A 15554-nucleotide genomic window follows, 5' to 3' on the forward strand; every position below is an offset into this window, starting at 1 on the left:
CTTATTTTAGTAAAATTTATAAAAACATCCGCAAACACGACGAAAGCGGCACGGCGCTAACCAAGCTTTTGAAGGAGAGCTAACGCGGTTCTGTTCGGTTTGCGCCAGGGCTAGCTGCGCACCTAGCCCGCGCGCAAGCCGAGCTTGTAAATGCTAAATGAGGAATTTTGCGCCGCAAATGCGCAATAAATTTACGGAAATTCGAAATTTTATAAATTTTGCAGGACGTAGCTTCGTAAAAATGCCGGTCCGCATGATGCCCAAAGTACTACGTGCGTAGATAAAATTCCGTTTGCTTATGATAAAATTTTGAAATTTCTCAAGTTAAAATCTTAAAATTTACTCACTGTCCCATCGTTTGTATTTCATAAAAATACTTTTAAATTTAAAGTAAAAATTTGTAATTTTAAAAAATGTAAATTTAAGAGATAAAGGCGTAAACCTGGGAATTCTTTAAATTTAATTAAATTTTATAACTATAAATGATAAATAAATTCTTTTTAATTTAAATTTAAAGAATTTTTCACTAATATATTGCTATTTTTAATAACGCCTATGAGAAATAGTATTATAAAAGGATCAAAATGAGCTTATTTAGGTTTTCTATTGCAGCGGCGGGAGCGCTTTGTTTATGCGCGGCCACTTTAGCTGCACAGGATGATAGCGAAGGTGACTCTCAAAATTTAGGGCAGATCAATGTTACGGGAAACGTAGAAAGCGACCCGCTTACCAAAAAAGTCGGCGAAACTAAAAAGAGCGCCAAGCAACTCGCCAAAGAGCAAGTTAGCGATAGTAGAGATATGGTTCGTCACGAAACCGGCGTTTCAGTTGTCGAAAGCGGAAGATTCGGTGCTAGTGGTTATTCGATCCGCGGCGTGGATGAAAATCGCGTCGATATCAGTATAGATGGACTTCGCCAAGCAGAAACGTTAAGCTCGCAAGGTTTTAAAGATCTATTTGAAGGATATGGAAACTTTAATAACACTAGAAACGGCGTTGAGGTTGAAAACGTAAGACAGGTAGATATCACTAAAGGTGCAGATTCGGTAAAAAGAGGCTCGGGCGCGCTAGGTGGCTCAGTAGCGTTTGAGACAAAGGATGCGAGAGATTATCTAACGTAGAAGGATTGGTATTACGGATTTAAGCGCGGGTATCAAAGTGCGGATAGACAAAACTGGCAAAGCCACGCAGCTGCAGTTCGGTTTAAGTGGTTTGATCTTTTGGCTATTCATACTGATAGAGAAGGACATGAACTAAAAAACTGGGGATATAAAAAATATGATCCTACTGTTATAAGAAAAGTTAGAGAAAAACCTGATCCTTATAGAATTTACAAAAAAAGCACATTGGTAAAATTTGGCTTTCAGCCTACCGATACCGATAGATTTAGCCTAGGATACGATAAGTCTAATATAAAATCAGAGGGAATAGACTGGTCGAATCAATTTGCTCTTTATAATACGCAAACTCCTGGGGGAGCCTTGACTAACGATATACGACACACCAACGATAGAAGCGAAAGAAAAAACTATTCGTTCACTTACGAAAATTTCGACGAAACGCCTTTGTGGGATAGCTTAAAATTTAGCTATAACAAGCAACATATTAAGTTAAAAGCGAGAACGGATGAGTATTGCGAGGGCGATAACTGCGCGGGAAATTCAAATCCGTCCGGTCTTCATATAAATGAAGACGGAAAAATGGTAGATAAATATGGAGGGGAAATAAAGACATGGCTAAAGTGGGGATTTATGCCTACGTTAGTAGATAGTCAGTTTGATTTTTCAGATCCGGATAATCCAAAAAATGAATCCCATATATTAGATATGAATGCATATAGCAGTTATAAACCCAATGATGATGCCTATATCAATTGTGATGAATATGATTGTTCTAAAGGCATGACTCTTTTTGATACTGATAGCGGCACATATAAAACATATTCCATAAACAAAATAACTACACCTCATAGTAAAGGCAATTACGGCAAATTATCACCGGTTGGTTCGGATGAGATACTTCTACCTAGACAAAACGGATACGTAGAAAATAACTGGAAGGATAGAGATTTAAACACCAATACTAAGCAGTTTAATCTTGACCTTACAAAAGACTTTCATATAAAAAGTACAGAACACTCTTTAAGTTACGGAGGGCTTTATAGTAAAAGCGATAAAAGTATGGTAAATAGGGCGGGTTATTCTCCTCAAAATAAACAATGGTGGGCTAAATATTTTGCAGGAGTTAGAAATACGAATACCGATTATCCAATATTGGGTACTTGGTATCCAGATAAATGCCAATCATATACCAATGCCTCTACCTATAATGACGCTTGCGGCCACGAAGACAATCCTTTTAGCTTCCTTATTCCGGTTGAGACCAAAACCGGAGCGCTTTATGTAGGAGATGACTTTCGTATAAACGATGTTTTGGCCTTTGATCTTAATTATAGATATGATAAGGTTAAACACAATCCATCTTATACTCCAGGCGTTACGCCAAAAATTCCAACTGATCTATTTATCGGAATGTTTGTTCCTTATACGCCGCTTCCCGGCACTCCATCTCAAAAAGAGATAAAAGCTCACAAAGATGCAAATGCAGAAGCCAACGCCGTATATTTAGCTTCTCAGAAGAGAAAATATTCGGCAAATTCATATTCTTTAGCTACAAGCATCGATCCACTTGATTTTTTCAGACTTCAACTTAAATATGCAAACGGATTTAGGGCGCCTACTTCGGACGAAATTTACTTCACTTTCCAGCATCCGGATTTTTCGATATATCCAAATTTGGATTTGAAAAAAGAAACGGCAAAGACCAAAGAGATTGCCTTTACGCTTCATAATTCGCCAAGCTTCGTTACATTGAATTTATTCCAAACGGATTATAGGAATTTTATAGATTTACAATATAAGGGGGAATTCCAGCTTCCTTATGGAAACGGTGGAAGTACAATGCCTACCTCTGTGTATCAAAACGTAAATCGTCCAAAAGCAAGAGTAAGAGGAATAGAGATAGACTCGAGACTGGCTTTGGATCAAATTTGGCAACCATTGCAGGGTTTTAGTATTGGATATAAGCTCAGTATCCAAAAGGGTAGAATGGACATAGGTAACGGCAAAATAGATACTCCGATGAATGCGATCCAGCCTAGAACGGTGGTTTATAGCGTAAGCTACCAAAGCCCAGGCGATAAATTCGGCGCGGATCTATTTGTAACTGCGGTAGCTGCAAAAAAAGGAGACGACACCTATAATATGTATTGGTATGAGCAAGCGCGAAGCGGCAAAATCGTAAACGGCAAACCTGTAAGCAATAGCGAAGTGGAATGGAGAAGCGGCGGATATACCACGATAGACTTCGTAACATATGTAAAGCCGATCAAATATCTAACTCTTCGTGCAGGCGCATATAATATAACCGATCGCAAATATATCACTTGGGAAAGCGCCAGATCAATAAGGCCTTTTGGAACTAGCAATCTGATAGATCAAGAAACGGGGCTTGGTATCAACCGCTTTTACTCGCCGGGTAGGAACTATAAACTGACATGGGAGTTTCAGTTTTAAAATTTAATCAGGTGTTTGACGTCTTATTAAAACAAAAGCCTTTGGAATCAAAATTTATAGATTTATTACTAAATTTAAAAAAGATGGTGATAGTAAATCGTTTGGTGTCATTTAGATTTTCAAATTTTATGTAACTAACGTGTAAATTTTAAAATTTTACGTAGCGCGGTAGCCCAAAGGCTTTTTTCTGTGATGACATCAGCTTTATAATTTTGCAATGACGCCCGCGATCTTTCCGTCGCTTCGAGATCGAATTTTTTGCCCGTGTAAATTTACCGAGCCGGAAAACATAGCATCCGTATGTGCTAAAAATTTCGCAAGCGCACAGCCCCACACTACACAAATCGCAGGGGAATTTTAATGCCGTAATCCGCAAGCGTATCATCTCGCTTCCAAGCGAAGACAGCCTTTTTGCGGCAATGTGCGTAATCTATTTCTCTTCGCTCTATCTCGCCCGCTTGTAACGACAAGTCTTATAAACGCAGTGGTCTTTTAAAAATTTTAACTTCAAATTTTGCTCCGAAGCTCGCTAAATTTAAGGAAGAGCCCACACAGATAAATTGTTCTATTTTCGCGCGGCGCACGAGGTTTTTAAATTTGCGGCGCCCGCAGGAGGCTTTAAAGCTCGCTAAGTCTCGCCGTCGTTAGCGCGCAGGGCTGATCCGGCTAGCGATCTTTTGCGCGATTTATCTCCTTGTATTATTTGCTTAAAATCCCGCCGCGGTATATGTCGGCGCCGGACAAATCATGGCTTCGTTTTAAATTTAATCCTCATATCCTCTAATGCCAATATGCCTTCCCTCTATCTTAGGAACTACGGGCTTCTTTTTAAGCTTAACGCCATACAAATTAATGCCGTAAAGTTTACTAAGGCGGATAAAATCGACGTTAAGCTCCTCTAAATCGGTATTGCGAAGATCAATGTATTTAAGACTCGTCATATCGTTTATACTCTGCGGTAATTTTTTAATTGCAGTCTCGGAGATATCTAAAATTTCTAAATTTTTTAAATTTCCGATGCTTTCCGGAAGCTGCGTAATATTTTTGCCGTGGATGTAAAGCTCCTTTAAATTATGTAGGTTTCCGATGCTCTCAGGGATTTTCGTAATGGCTTGGCTGTTAATTTTCAGCTCTTCCAAAGCATCAAGCATGCCGATGCTCTCAGGCAGACTCTCTTGCTTATATCTGCCAATATCAAGCTTTTTTAAGCTTTTTAATGCGCCGATACTTTCAGGAATTTCTTGTATATTTTCAGACCAAATATCAAGCTCCTGCAGATTATGCAAATCCCCTAACTCAGACGGGATCGTTTTGATATTTGAACCTATATGAAGCCTTTTGAGCGACGGGATTTTCACGGCGAGCCGTAATCTCTGCTCGTCCATATGACCCCACTCCTCAAGATTGGGTAAATTTACGATGTTTTCAGGAGGAGAGGTAAAATCTTCGCTTAGTTCCTTTAGACTCGGCATTCGCGAAACCTCATCGGGTAGCGCCTCTATATGCGTGTTCGTAAGATATAAAATTTCCAGACTTTTCAGCTCCGCCAGATACGTAGGCAATGTATGTAAAAAATTACAACTATAACAGTGGAGCTCTCGTAGCTTGCTCATCCCTGTAATCTGCGGTGGCAATTGCGAAATATGCGTTTCATCCAGCTCAAGATATTCTAAATTCTTTAAATTCGCTACATTCGCGCTCAACCCTTTTACGGGGCAACGATCCAAAATCAGCGTCTTAAGATTCGGAATTTTAGAGATATTTTCACTAATATCCGTAAATTCGGTAGCGCGCAAGCCTAAATACTTGAGCTTTTTCAAATTTTGCACGCAAGAGGGCAGATCCGAAACTCTCGTGCCTTGCAGATCGAGCTTTTTTAAATTTGAAAGCAAACAGATCTCGGGCGGAACCTGCGTAACCTCATCCACTCTAATCGGCGAAACGGTCATAAAATTCGCGTTTCTGCCGAAGTCTAGCTCTTCAATGTCCGCAAGCTTTTCATACAAATCCCACGTCGTAGCGATATCGCTAAAGAAGCTTATACCATAGTAATTCTCTCGCCCTTTATCGCTAAAGCGTAGAAAATCCGCCAAGTTTTGCATCTGCGTATTTTGATCCTCGCTTAGCTTTGGGCTAAACTTCAGGTGGATGTCCTGCGCATCGTTTGACATACTAATTTTAATGCCTTTAAAACCGGAGATTGATTGTATACAGAGCGAAAAAGCAACTGCTATAAATAGCGCGATATAAATCTTTTTCATTTGAGTCGCCTTTTTAAAATTTAAAATTCTAGTATCTAGTTGCGCGATATTTATAAAATTTAAGCGAGCGCTTTGCAAGCTTGATTTAAAAATCCTCACATCGCTCTGCGCTTCGCAAATTCCATCAAATTTTAAAATTTTGGAATTTCGCCAGTGTCTTAAAGGCGAGGCGAAATTCCAAATCAAAGGATGCTTGTAAATTTTATTTATAAGCCTTGATCGCTTTGTCTAGGATTTTCTCGGCCTCGGCAGCGCTTGCGAAGTCCTTTACTTTGACCCATTTATTCGGCTCTAAAAGCTTGTAGGTTTCGAAGAAATTTTTGATCTTATCTAGCGTCGCTTTAGGCAGATCGGAGATAGATTTAATGCCCTCATATCGCGGATCGATCTTGCTAACCGGCACGGCAAGCAGTTTCTCGTCCATTCCGCTTTCGTCCTCCATCATCAAAACGCCGATTAGGCGGCACGGGATCACGCTGCCTGCGGCAAGCGGGTATTCGTTTAGCACCAAAACATCCGCAGGATCGCCGTCGTCTGCTAAGGTATTGGGCACGAAGCCGTAGTTTGCGGGGTAAAACATCGCGCCGTAGAGCACGCGATCTACGCAGAGCGCACCGCTTGCTTTGTCGATCTCGTATTTGATATTCGAGCCGTAAGGGATTTCGATTACCGCGTTGATTTTATCGGGGTTTGAGCCCACTTTTATCTTTGAAAGATCCATAGTTTTCCTTTATTTAGAATTTAAAATTTTAATATTTTTCACGTCTATCGTCGTTTTGGTAAAATCTTTGTCGATCTCGCCGCTAATTCGCACGAGCGTATTTTCATCTACGCTCACGCCGCGCCAAACGTCATCATCGATCTCAACCTCGATGCTATCGCCGTTTTGATCCACAAATCTATAATGCTCGTGTCTGAGTTGAGATTTTATCCTGCCGTCGATCGTGACAAAAGAATCATCTCTTAATGTAAGCGCTTCTTTGACGCTTGACGGCTGAGTTTGCGTCGCAGAGCCGCTCGGGACAAACCCGCCAGCGCCGAATGCAGCCGCACATAAAGCCATGCTAAGTAAAAATTTTCTAACCATATCTATCCTTAAATTTTAATCTCTGTATCCGCAAACAGATCTGAAATTTCATTAAATTTAAAAGCCGCTCATATTTAACGCTCGCATTAAATTTGCGGCGCGAGCTTTTAAATTTACGCTTAAAATTTGGCTATTTAGCGCGACGGCAAGCTATAAATTTAAAGGCGCACTCGTACTAAAAAGCGCGTCTTAAATTTAAGCCGCCATCCAAGCGCACTAGCCTAATTTTTCGATCTGCGCGGCGATTATAGCGTTTATGTCCGCTACGATCTCCTCGACCGTGCGCTCGCCGTTTACGCTGTAAAATACGCCCGCGTCGCCGTAAAATTTACGGATATCCTCGATCGGCTCTGAAAATACCGCCATGCGGTTTTTAAAGACTTCCTTGTTATCGTCCGCCCCGCGAGCGCGCCCCAAAACGCGCTGCTCGGCGACCTCCTCGCTGACGCACACCTCGATGACTGCGCTAAGATTTACATCATCGTCGCCTCGCAGTACCTCGTCTAGCTTATTCATTTGCTCGACGCTTCTTGGATAGCCATCGATGATGATGAAGTCTTTAGGCGAGCTTTTAATCGCGCTAACGATAGCATTTACGACAATATCAAGCGGCACGAGATTGCCTTTAGAGATGAAGCCGTCTATCTGTTTGCCCAAAGCGCTGCCGCTTGCTACCTCGGCGCGTAGCAGATCGCCCGTGGAGTAGTGCTCGATGCTTTGATTCATCTGAGCGATCATACTCGCATCGGTCGTTTTGCCGCTGCCCGGAGCGCCGATGATTAGAAAAAGGCTTTTCATTTTTGCTCCTTCTTATGAAGCCTAAGACCTAGCTCGCGAAGCTGCTCGTCTGTAACGACGCTAGGGGCTTTGGTGAGCGGACACTGCGCGCGCTGCGTTTTAGGAAACGCGATGACCTCGCGGATACTGCTTGAGCCGGTAACGAGCATCATCAACCTATCAAAGCCGATCGCGATACCTCCGTGTGGAGGCGCGCCGAAGCTTAGCGCATCGAGCAGGAAGCCGAATTTCTCTCTCTGCTCCGCAGGCTCGATCTTAAGCAGCCTAAAGACCTTTTCTTGAATGTCCGCTTTATGGATCCTGATACTGCCGCCGCCAAGCTCGATGCCGTTTAGCACGACGTCGTAGGCAATCGAGGTAATATCCTCCAAATCAGGCTCGTCGGGATTGTTCGGCATTGTAAAAGGATGGTGCATCGCAGAGTAGCTGCCGTCGTCGTTTTGCTCAAACATAGGGAAATTTACGACCCACAAAAATTCAAGCCTGTTCGGATCTATGAGACTAAGCTCGTTTGCGAGGAAAATTCTAAATCTACCCATATAATCAAGCACGATTTTCTTTTTGCCCGCGCCGAAAAACACGACGTCGCCAACTTTAAGCTCGCAGCGCCTGATGAGCTCGTCCAGCTCGCTTTTTTCAAAGAATTTTACCAGCGGCCCCTTTAACCCGTCCTCTTTTACCTGAATGAATGCGAGGCCTTGCGCGCCGAATTTTTTAACGTATTCCTCAAAACCTTGCATCTGGCGCTTGCTAAATTTCAGATCGCCGCCCTCGACTTTGAGCGCTTTTACGCGGTTAGCTTTACGATCCTTGGCTAAATTTGAAAAAATTTCGTTGCTCGATTTTTCAAAAATATCGGCTACGTCGATGAAAGGCATATCGTAGCGCAGATCGGGTTTATCGCTGCCGTAAAGCTCCATCGCGTCTTTATACTCCATATGTCTAAAAGGGGTGACGATCTCGCGACCGCAGGATTTGAAAATGTCTTTTAAAACCTCCTCGGCTACGCTCATTACGTCGTACTGGGTATTAAAGCTCATCTCGATATCGATCTGCGTAAATTCCGGCTGGCGGTCGGCGCGCAGGTCCTCATCGCGGAAGCAACGCGCGATCTGGAAGTATTTATCAAAGCCCGAGCACATCAAAAGCTGCTTGAAAAGTTGCGGACTTTGCGGAAGCGCGTAGAAGCTGCCCGGATAGACGCGGCTAGGCACCAGATAATCCCTAGCGCCCTCGGGCGTCGCGCGCGTTAAGATCGGCGTTTCGACCTCTACAAAACCTAGCCTATCAAGAGCATTTCGCGCGGCGATCGCAGCCTTGGAGCGCATCTTAAATTTATCGAAGCTTCCCTCGGCGCGCAGATCTAAAAAGCGGTATTTTAGCTTCGTTTCTTCGTTGACGCTTTTATCGCCGATTACGAAAGGAAGCGGCTTGCTTGGATTTTCGATCTGTAGATCCTCTACTACGACTTCGATATCGCCGGTTTTTAAATTTGGATTTTCCAGCCCTTCGCCGCGAGCTCGGATCTTGCCGACGGCTTTTAGGACAAATTCGTTTCGTACTTCGTTTGCAATTTCATACGCTTTTTTGCTATCTTTGGGATCGCACACGAGCTGAAGCAGGCCGCTTCGGTCGCGCAAATCTATGAAAATAACGCCGCCGTGGTCGCGATAAGAATTTACCCAGCCGCACACGGTTACACTTTTGCCGATATCGTTTTTACTCAAATCGGCGCAATAATGACTTCGCAAATTTACTCCTTTAAAATTATTTGTAAAACGCAAGTATAGTTAAATTTTGCTTTTACAAAGCTAATTTTTTATAAAATAAAACTATGGAAAACAAAATTCATAAAAACCTTAAATTCGCGGGGCTAATAGCCAAAAAATCAGAAGAGATTCGCCCCGTCGTGGAGCAAATTTGCGAAATTTTAAAAGCGCAAGGTATTGAGCTTTTGCTCGAAAAGGACGGAGCGGAATTTTTCGGCCTTAAGTCGCATACGCTTACAGAAATTTTAAAAAAGACCAATTTTTTAATTAGCCTCGGCGGCGACGGCACGCTCATCGGGCTTGCGAGGTTGCTGAGCGACAAAAACGCCTTTATTTTGGGCATCAACGCGGGTACTCTCGGGTTTTTAACGGACGTGCAGCCGAGCGAATTCGCAAAATTTTTAAAGGAATTTTTGCGCGGCGAATACGAGATCGAGCGCCCGTTTTTGCTTGAAGTGATACTGGAAAACGGCAGCGGCAAGATCGTCCGCAAGACCGCATTTAACGACGTCGTAATCACCCGCAGCCATATCTCTTCGATGGCGAAGATTGATGCGTTTTTAAATAGAAAATATTTCAACACCTACTACGGCGACGGCGTGATCGTAAGCTCCGCCGTGGGCTCGACCGCGTACAATATGAGCGCGAACGGCCCGATCGTCTATCCGCTGTGCGACGTGTTTTGCGTCACGCCGATCTGCTCGCACAGCCTGACGCAGCGGCCTTTGATCCTCCCCAAAGAATATCTCGTAAACTTCAAAAACGCCGGAAGCTCCGAAGTTAGCGTCGTCATCGACGGACAAGACGTTTTTGATATGGCGGAATTTCACAGCGTAAGCGTTAAAATTTCACACGCCAAGGTAAATTTAATAAAACGCAGAAGCTACGATTATTTCGACGTTTTAAAAGCCAAACTCAGATGGGGGCACGGCGGATGCTAGAAAGAATTTATATTAAAAATAATCTAGGTTTTTGCGAGAGCGAGCTTAGTTTTGGCCCGGGACTTAGCGTATTTACAGGTATCAGCGGCGCGGGTAAATCGGTATTAATAGGCGCGATTTTAGCGGTGTTCGGTCTTAACGAATGCGAGGCTGAGCTCATAGAAGCGGACGTAGAGCATAAATTTGATATGGAAAATTTCGGCTTGATAAACGATACGCCAAATATTTTTCGCGTCCTAAAAGAGCGTAGCTTGCGATATTTTATAAATTCCCAATCGGTCTCGAAAAAAAATCTAAGCACGATCGCCGGCGAATACGTGAAATTTTTAGGCGCGAAAAACGCCGGAGAAATGAGTAGCGATAGCTTGCTAAAATTACTTGATTTTATCGCCGCGAAAAAAGATGCGGTGCACGCTCAAAGCCTATCGGAGCTTCAAAGCGCTTTTGTGGAATTTAGCCGCACAAAAAAGCAGCTGGATGAAATTTTGGATCAAGAGCGCAAGATCGAGGAGTTAAAGGAATTCGCTCGCTTCGAGATTGAAAAAATCGAGCGCGTATCGCCTAAGATCGGTGAATATGAGGAGCTTTTGCAGATCAAAAAAAAGCTTAGTAAAAAAGATAAGATTGAGGAACTTTGGGCTAGGGCGCAGGGCGTTTTTGAGCTAGAGCGCAGCGTCATCGAAGCGCTAAGTCTTAGCGGGCTGGATAGCGCGTTTTTTGAGGATGCAATGAACGAGCTGCGGCTAAAGCAAGAAAGCTTGAGCTTAGACGAGCTAGAAAACATCGACATAGAGAAAATTTTAGATCGCATCGAAGCTCTTAGCGCGCTAAATAGGCGCTACGGAAGCGTAGAAGAGGCGCTAGCTACACTTGAAACGCGCAAGAAAGAGCTTGAGCATTACGAGCAGTTAAGCTTTGAAAAAACCAAGCTACAAGCGGAATTTAAACGCCTTAGCGAAAGCACCGCTACCCTTGCCGAAAAAATCAGCGAGGCTCGCAAGGGCGCTAAAAAACGGCTCGAGGATCTGATAAATTCCTATCTAAAGCAGCTTTATATGGACGGAGTGGAGCTTAGTTTTAAGCCCGCGGTTCTTAGTGAGCGCGGCACAGACGAAATTTGCGTCAGCTTGTGCAAGACGGAATTTAAAAATTTAAGCTCAGGCGAGACGAACCGCCTACGCCTTGCTTTCATCGCGGCAAGCTTGGAGCTTACAAATAACGGCGAGGGAATTTTAATCTTAGACGAGATTGATTCAAATTTAAGTGGAAAAGAGGCGATGAGTATCGCAAACGTGCTGGTAAAAATTTCAAAATTTTATCAAATTTTTGCGATCTCGCACCAGCCGCAGCTTAGCTCAAAGGCTGCGTCACACTTTTTAGTAAGTAAAACGAACGGCAAATCTAGCGTGAGGTTATTAAGTGAAAATGAGAAAATAACAGAGCTAGCTCGTATGATAAGCGGCGAGACTATTACTGCAGAAGCCCTGGAATTCGCTAAAAAACTAAGGCAAAGCTGAAGGAATTTTAAGCTTAAGTTTAAATCTGAAATTTTTTGCTACAATACCGCGTTTAATTTAAATTTAAGTGTGATTTTGCAAAACGACGTAAAATCCGCTTCGAAAAATTTTATCAAGTGAGTTTTATGATTATAGATACACATTGCCATTTAGACGATGCTAGTTTCGACGCCGATTTGGACGCGGTGATTGAGCGCGCCACGATTGCAGGCGTGCGCAGCATCATCATTCCCGGTGCCGATGTAGCAGACCTAGATAAGGCATGTAAAATTTCGCACGCACGGGATAATGTGTATTTTGCCGTAGGGGTGCATCCATACGAGATAGATTCTTTCGATATGGAGGTGCTGAAGCGGTATGCTGACGATCCCAAATGCGTGGGCGTTGGCGAATGCGGGCTTGATTATTTCAGACTTAAGCAGCAAGAGAGCAAGGAAACCAAAGCCTTAGAAATCTCCCGCCAAAAAGACGCCTTCATCTCACAAATCGATCTAGCAACACAACTTCAAAAACCACTTATAGTCCATATCCGAGAAGCAAACGAAGATAGCTTTGGAATTCTAAAAGATCGCGCCGGCGATTTATGCGGCGGTGTTTTACACTGCTTTAATGCCAGCAAGCTTTTGCTAGGTCTTAGCGAATACGGATTTTATTTCGGTATCGGCGGAGTTTTAACATTCAAAAATGCAAAAAACTTAGCTGAGATCTTACCGCAAATTCCGCAAGAGCGCCTCTTAATCGAGACGGATGCACCCTATCTAACCCCACATCCGCATCGCGGCGAGCGCAATGAGCCTGCATTTACGAGACTCGTGGTAGAAAAAGTCGCGGAAATTTTAAGCCTAAGCGTAGAAGAGGTTGAAGCAATAACGACTCAAAACGCCTGTAGGCTTTTTGGCGATAAAATCAAAGGAGAGATATGAAAGCCATAAAATTTATACTGCTAGCCCTACTTTTAGTGGGCGAAGCGTTTGCGAGCCAGCCCGGTCTGATGCGCGCAAATCACGACTATATTTTAAATCAATTCGGCATTGAAAATAACGAATCGAGCAAAAACGTAGTCGCGGGCATATTCCGTGCGATCAATGCAAGCGATCGCAAGCAGTTTAAGCATATCGTGACTTCGCAGTCGCACAATGCCTACTTAGTCAAATCCGAGGTCGATAACATCGAAGCTCCGGAGTTCTTATTGTATTTGGCAATGGTAGAATCTCATCTTAAAAACACCGTAACTTCGGGCGCTAGCGCAGGTGGTATGTGGCAGCTGATGCCGGCAACTGCGAAAAATTTCGGTCTTAGAGTAGATAGCGCCGTGGATGAGCGTCGCGATCCCGCAGCCTCTACGGATGCTGCGTTTTCGTATATTTTGCATCTGAAGCAAAATTTTGGCAAGTGGTATTTAGCGCTAATGGCGTATAATTGTGGCGATCAAAAGCTTAAAAATGCGATTGCAGCTACTGGCAGCGATGATCTGGATCGCTTGCTAAAAAGTCCCGCACTTCCTAATGAGACTAAGAATTTTATCAAGCGCATTATTAAATACGCTTACATTGCTCAAAATGAAAATATGCGTAAAATTCTGCTTTTTGAAAGCGAGCCGTGGGGGCTAAAGCGTATCGCAGTAGCTCCAGGCACAAAGCTAAGCGCGGTTGCAAAACAGATCGGAATTTCGCCATCGCAGATGCAGGACTACAACGCGCATATTAAAAACGGAATTTCGCCGCTTAACGGCAAGTACTTCTTTTATATACCACAAAGCAAATATGCAGAATTTGTCGTAAATCAAGGCGCATTTCAAGCGTATGAACCACGTCTGAAACAGCGCAAGCCAGGACGCGTGTTAGCAGGTTTAGCAAACGAGCTTAGTCTCAAAGACAAAAACGAAATAGCGCTAAATAATATAAAATTCAACAAGTAAGATCGGATCGCAGGTGTCGTACCAGAAAATCGCTCTTTTTAGTGCGCTTTTTGCGCTGATTCTTGCCGGTTGTTCGTTTCGCTCCGCACCGCCTTCTAGATCGTCTGCGGGCGGTGCGGGCAAGATCGGCAAAAACTCTCCCGCCACCATGCGCCCTTATAAAATCAACGGCAAAACCTACTATCCAGAGCAGGTAAGCGTCGGCGATACCCAGATCGGCATCGCTAGCTGGTATGGGCCAAATTTTCACGGCAAATACACCTCAAACGGCGAAATTTACGATATGAATGGCATGACTGCCGCGCACAAAACATATCCAATGAATACTATGGTAAAGGTCACGAATCGCGACACCGGCGCTACCGCGACCGTGCGCATCAACGATCGCGGTCCATTCGTGGATGGTCGCATCATCGATCTTAGCAAAACAGCTGCTAATTTAGTAGGCGTATTTGCCAAAGGTACGGCACCGGTAAAACTCGAAGTAGTGGGCTTTTACGGACATACCATCGCCAAAGGCTCGCCGAAAGCAACCATTGTCGGCGGAAATTTTATGGTACAAATCGGTGCGTTTAGAAACAGAAGCGGCGCACAAATTTATCAGCGCGATTACCACGGCACAGCGGGATATCCTGCGATCATCAAAGAATTTAGTATAGATGGCGCGCCGATTTATCGCGTCTTTTTAAGTGGATTTAAAAGCGAGGATGAGGCGAGAGATTTCGCGCATAATGGCAAGTTTACTGGAGCTTTCATCGTAAGGGAGTAGCAGTTTTATTTGACGGCTTTTACCTTCGTTTTTTTGCTTGATAAGGGTTTTGTTAAATTTATTTGTGAGCTACTTGCAGTAAAATTTCTCGTCATCTAATAGTTATCTGCTTTAGCTGCGGCGAAGTGCGAACTACTTGCAAGCTATTCGTAGCAGAAAAGTGCGCCTGCCTGCTTGAGCTTTGTTTTTTAATAGGACGCCGCAGCTGATAAAATTTTATATTGCTAGGGGATAAAGCATGCAAAAATATCCGGAAGTTTATAGTTTAGAAAAGAGTTTGGCTATACTTGAAAAATATAAAGACGAGCTGAGTGCAGAACAATACGAGCAAAACAGATCTATCATCTGTAACCACGCGATAGAGGGTATGTTTGCAAACGAGCAAGATATAATCGATCTTATCAAGGTCGATAAGGGAGAAAAAACGCCCGATGAGATAATAAACAAATATAAAAAAGAGTGGGGCGTTTTATAGCGCATAGAAAAATTAAATTTGATACTGAAATATCAGAGGTATTTTGGTGCAGCTCATAGGTTCTTTAAATTTTAATCGTGCAGAAAAGTTACAACTTCATGCTCTTTTGGTAAATTCTCTCTACCTCTAATACCGCGATTACCATATTCCGTTAGAGCTTCCTTTAAAATTTTATAAAGCTCGTCCAATGGAATTCCGTCAATACTAGAATTTATATTTTCTAGCTTATATTTGATAAAAAATGGATTATCGACTAGCATTTTACTTGTGGTTTCGTCATAAATTCGCCTTATATCAAGCTCGATATTTTTACCTTTATAATGAAGCAACCAAATATCTTCACCCGTGTAGCCATCTCGCGGATCCGGCATAGATGCCAAACATACATGAATAAGCCAAGCACCTCTTTGCCTATCGATAACCCAATTCATCCAATCAGTATCA

General features: G+C 43.1%; 13 protein-coding genes and 1 pseudogene. 8 read left to right on the plus strand and 6 right to left on the minus strand.

Going from position 1 to position 15554, the window contains the following annotated elements; translation table 11 throughout:
• The first annotated feature begins 584 nt into the window (after window positions 1–584).
• Window positions 585–1121, plus strand: coding sequence for a TonB-dependent receptor plug domain-containing protein (locus Q0198_RS06430; RefSeq protein WP_297896253.1), 537 nt, complete (start codon window positions 585–587; stop codon window positions 1119–1121).
• Between the two features lie 12 nt (window positions 1122–1133).
• Window positions 1134–3575, plus strand: a pseudogene (locus Q0198_RS06435) (TonB-dependent hemoglobin/transferrin/lactoferrin family receptor); the annotation flags it as partial.
• Window positions 3576–4339: 764 nt separating this feature from the next.
• On the opposite strand, the gene Q0198_RS06440 reads toward Q0198_RS06435, so the two are convergent.
• The 5 genes from Q0198_RS06440 to aspS all read right to left on the minus strand — a co-directional run bounded on the left by Q0198_RS06440 (window position 4340) and on the right by aspS (window position 9472).
• Complete coding sequence (locus Q0198_RS06440; protein ID WP_297896255.1) at window positions 4340–5836, minus strand: leucine-rich repeat domain-containing protein; 1497 nt, start codon at window positions 5834–5836, stop codon at window positions 4340–4342.
• Window positions 5837–6038: 202 nt separating this feature from the next.
• Window positions 6039–6557, minus strand: coding sequence for an inorganic diphosphatase (gene ppa / locus Q0198_RS06445; RefSeq protein ID WP_297896257.1), 519 nt, complete (start codon window positions 6555–6557; stop codon window positions 6039–6041).
• Between the two features lie 9 nt (window positions 6558–6566).
• Window positions 6567–6923 (minus strand): NirD/YgiW/YdeI family stress tolerance protein, encoded by a 357-nt coding sequence (locus Q0198_RS06450; protein ID WP_297896259.1) that lies wholly within the window; start codon window positions 6921–6923, stop codon window positions 6567–6569.
• Between the two features lie 216 nt (window positions 6924–7139).
• Entirely contained in the window at window positions 7140–7721 is a 582-nt protein-coding gene (locus tag Q0198_RS06455; RefSeq protein WP_297896261.1) for an adenylate kinase, read from the minus strand.
• On the minus strand, window positions 7718–9472 hold the full coding sequence (gene aspS, locus Q0198_RS06460; protein WP_297896263.1) for an aspartate--tRNA ligase: 1755 nt from the start codon (window positions 9470–9472) through the stop codon (window positions 7718–7720). The genes Q0198_RS06455 and aspS overlap by 4 nt, the downstream gene beginning before the upstream one ends.
• Before the next feature lie 83 nt (window positions 9473–9555).
• On the opposite strand from aspS, the gene Q0198_RS06465 reads away from it, so the two are divergent.
• The 6 genes from Q0198_RS06465 to Q0198_RS06490 all read left to right on the plus strand — a co-directional run bounded on the left by Q0198_RS06465 (window position 9556) and on the right by Q0198_RS06490 (window position 15110).
• Window positions 9556–10431: an NAD(+) kinase gene (locus tag Q0198_RS06465; protein WP_297896264.1), complete on the plus strand. Its 876-nt coding sequence runs from the start codon at window positions 9556–9558 to the stop codon at window positions 10429–10431.
• On the plus strand, window positions 10425–11948 hold the full coding sequence (locus tag Q0198_RS06470) for an AAA family ATPase (RefSeq protein WP_297896266.1): 1524 nt from the start codon (window positions 10425–10427) through the stop codon (window positions 11946–11948). The genes Q0198_RS06465 and Q0198_RS06470 overlap by 7 nt, the downstream gene beginning before the upstream one ends.
• A gap of 125 nt (window positions 11949–12073) precedes the next feature.
• Window positions 12074–12871 (plus strand): TatD family hydrolase, encoded by a 798-nt coding sequence (locus tag Q0198_RS06475; RefSeq protein ID WP_295151491.1) that lies wholly within the window; start codon window positions 12074–12076, stop codon window positions 12869–12871.
• On the plus strand, window positions 12868–13866 hold the full coding sequence (locus Q0198_RS06480; protein ID WP_297882548.1) for a lytic transglycosylase domain-containing protein: 999 nt from the start codon (window positions 12868–12870) through the stop codon (window positions 13864–13866). Before Q0198_RS06475 ends, Q0198_RS06480 begins: the two co-directional genes overlap by 4 nt.
• A gap of 13 nt (window positions 13867–13879) precedes the next feature.
• On the plus strand, window positions 13880–14635 hold the full coding sequence (locus Q0198_RS06485) for a septal ring lytic transglycosylase RlpA family protein (protein WP_297896268.1): 756 nt from the start codon (window positions 13880–13882) through the stop codon (window positions 14633–14635).
• 238 nt (window positions 14636–14873) lie between these two features.
• Entirely contained in the window at window positions 14874–15110 is a 237-nt protein-coding gene (locus tag Q0198_RS06490; RefSeq protein WP_297896270.1) for a hypothetical protein, read from the plus strand.
• A 71-nt stretch (window positions 15111–15181) separates the two neighbouring features.
• On the opposite strand, the gene Q0198_RS06495 is transcribed toward Q0198_RS06490, so the two are convergent.
• Window positions 15182–15554, minus strand: a 373-nt coding sequence (locus tag Q0198_RS06495; RefSeq protein ID WP_297896271.1) for a hypothetical protein, incomplete at its 5' end; no start/stop codon positions are given.

The organism is uncultured Campylobacter sp., assembly GCF_938045205.1.
Lineage (GTDB): Bacteria > Campylobacterota > Campylobacteria > Campylobacterales > Campylobacteraceae > Campylobacter_B.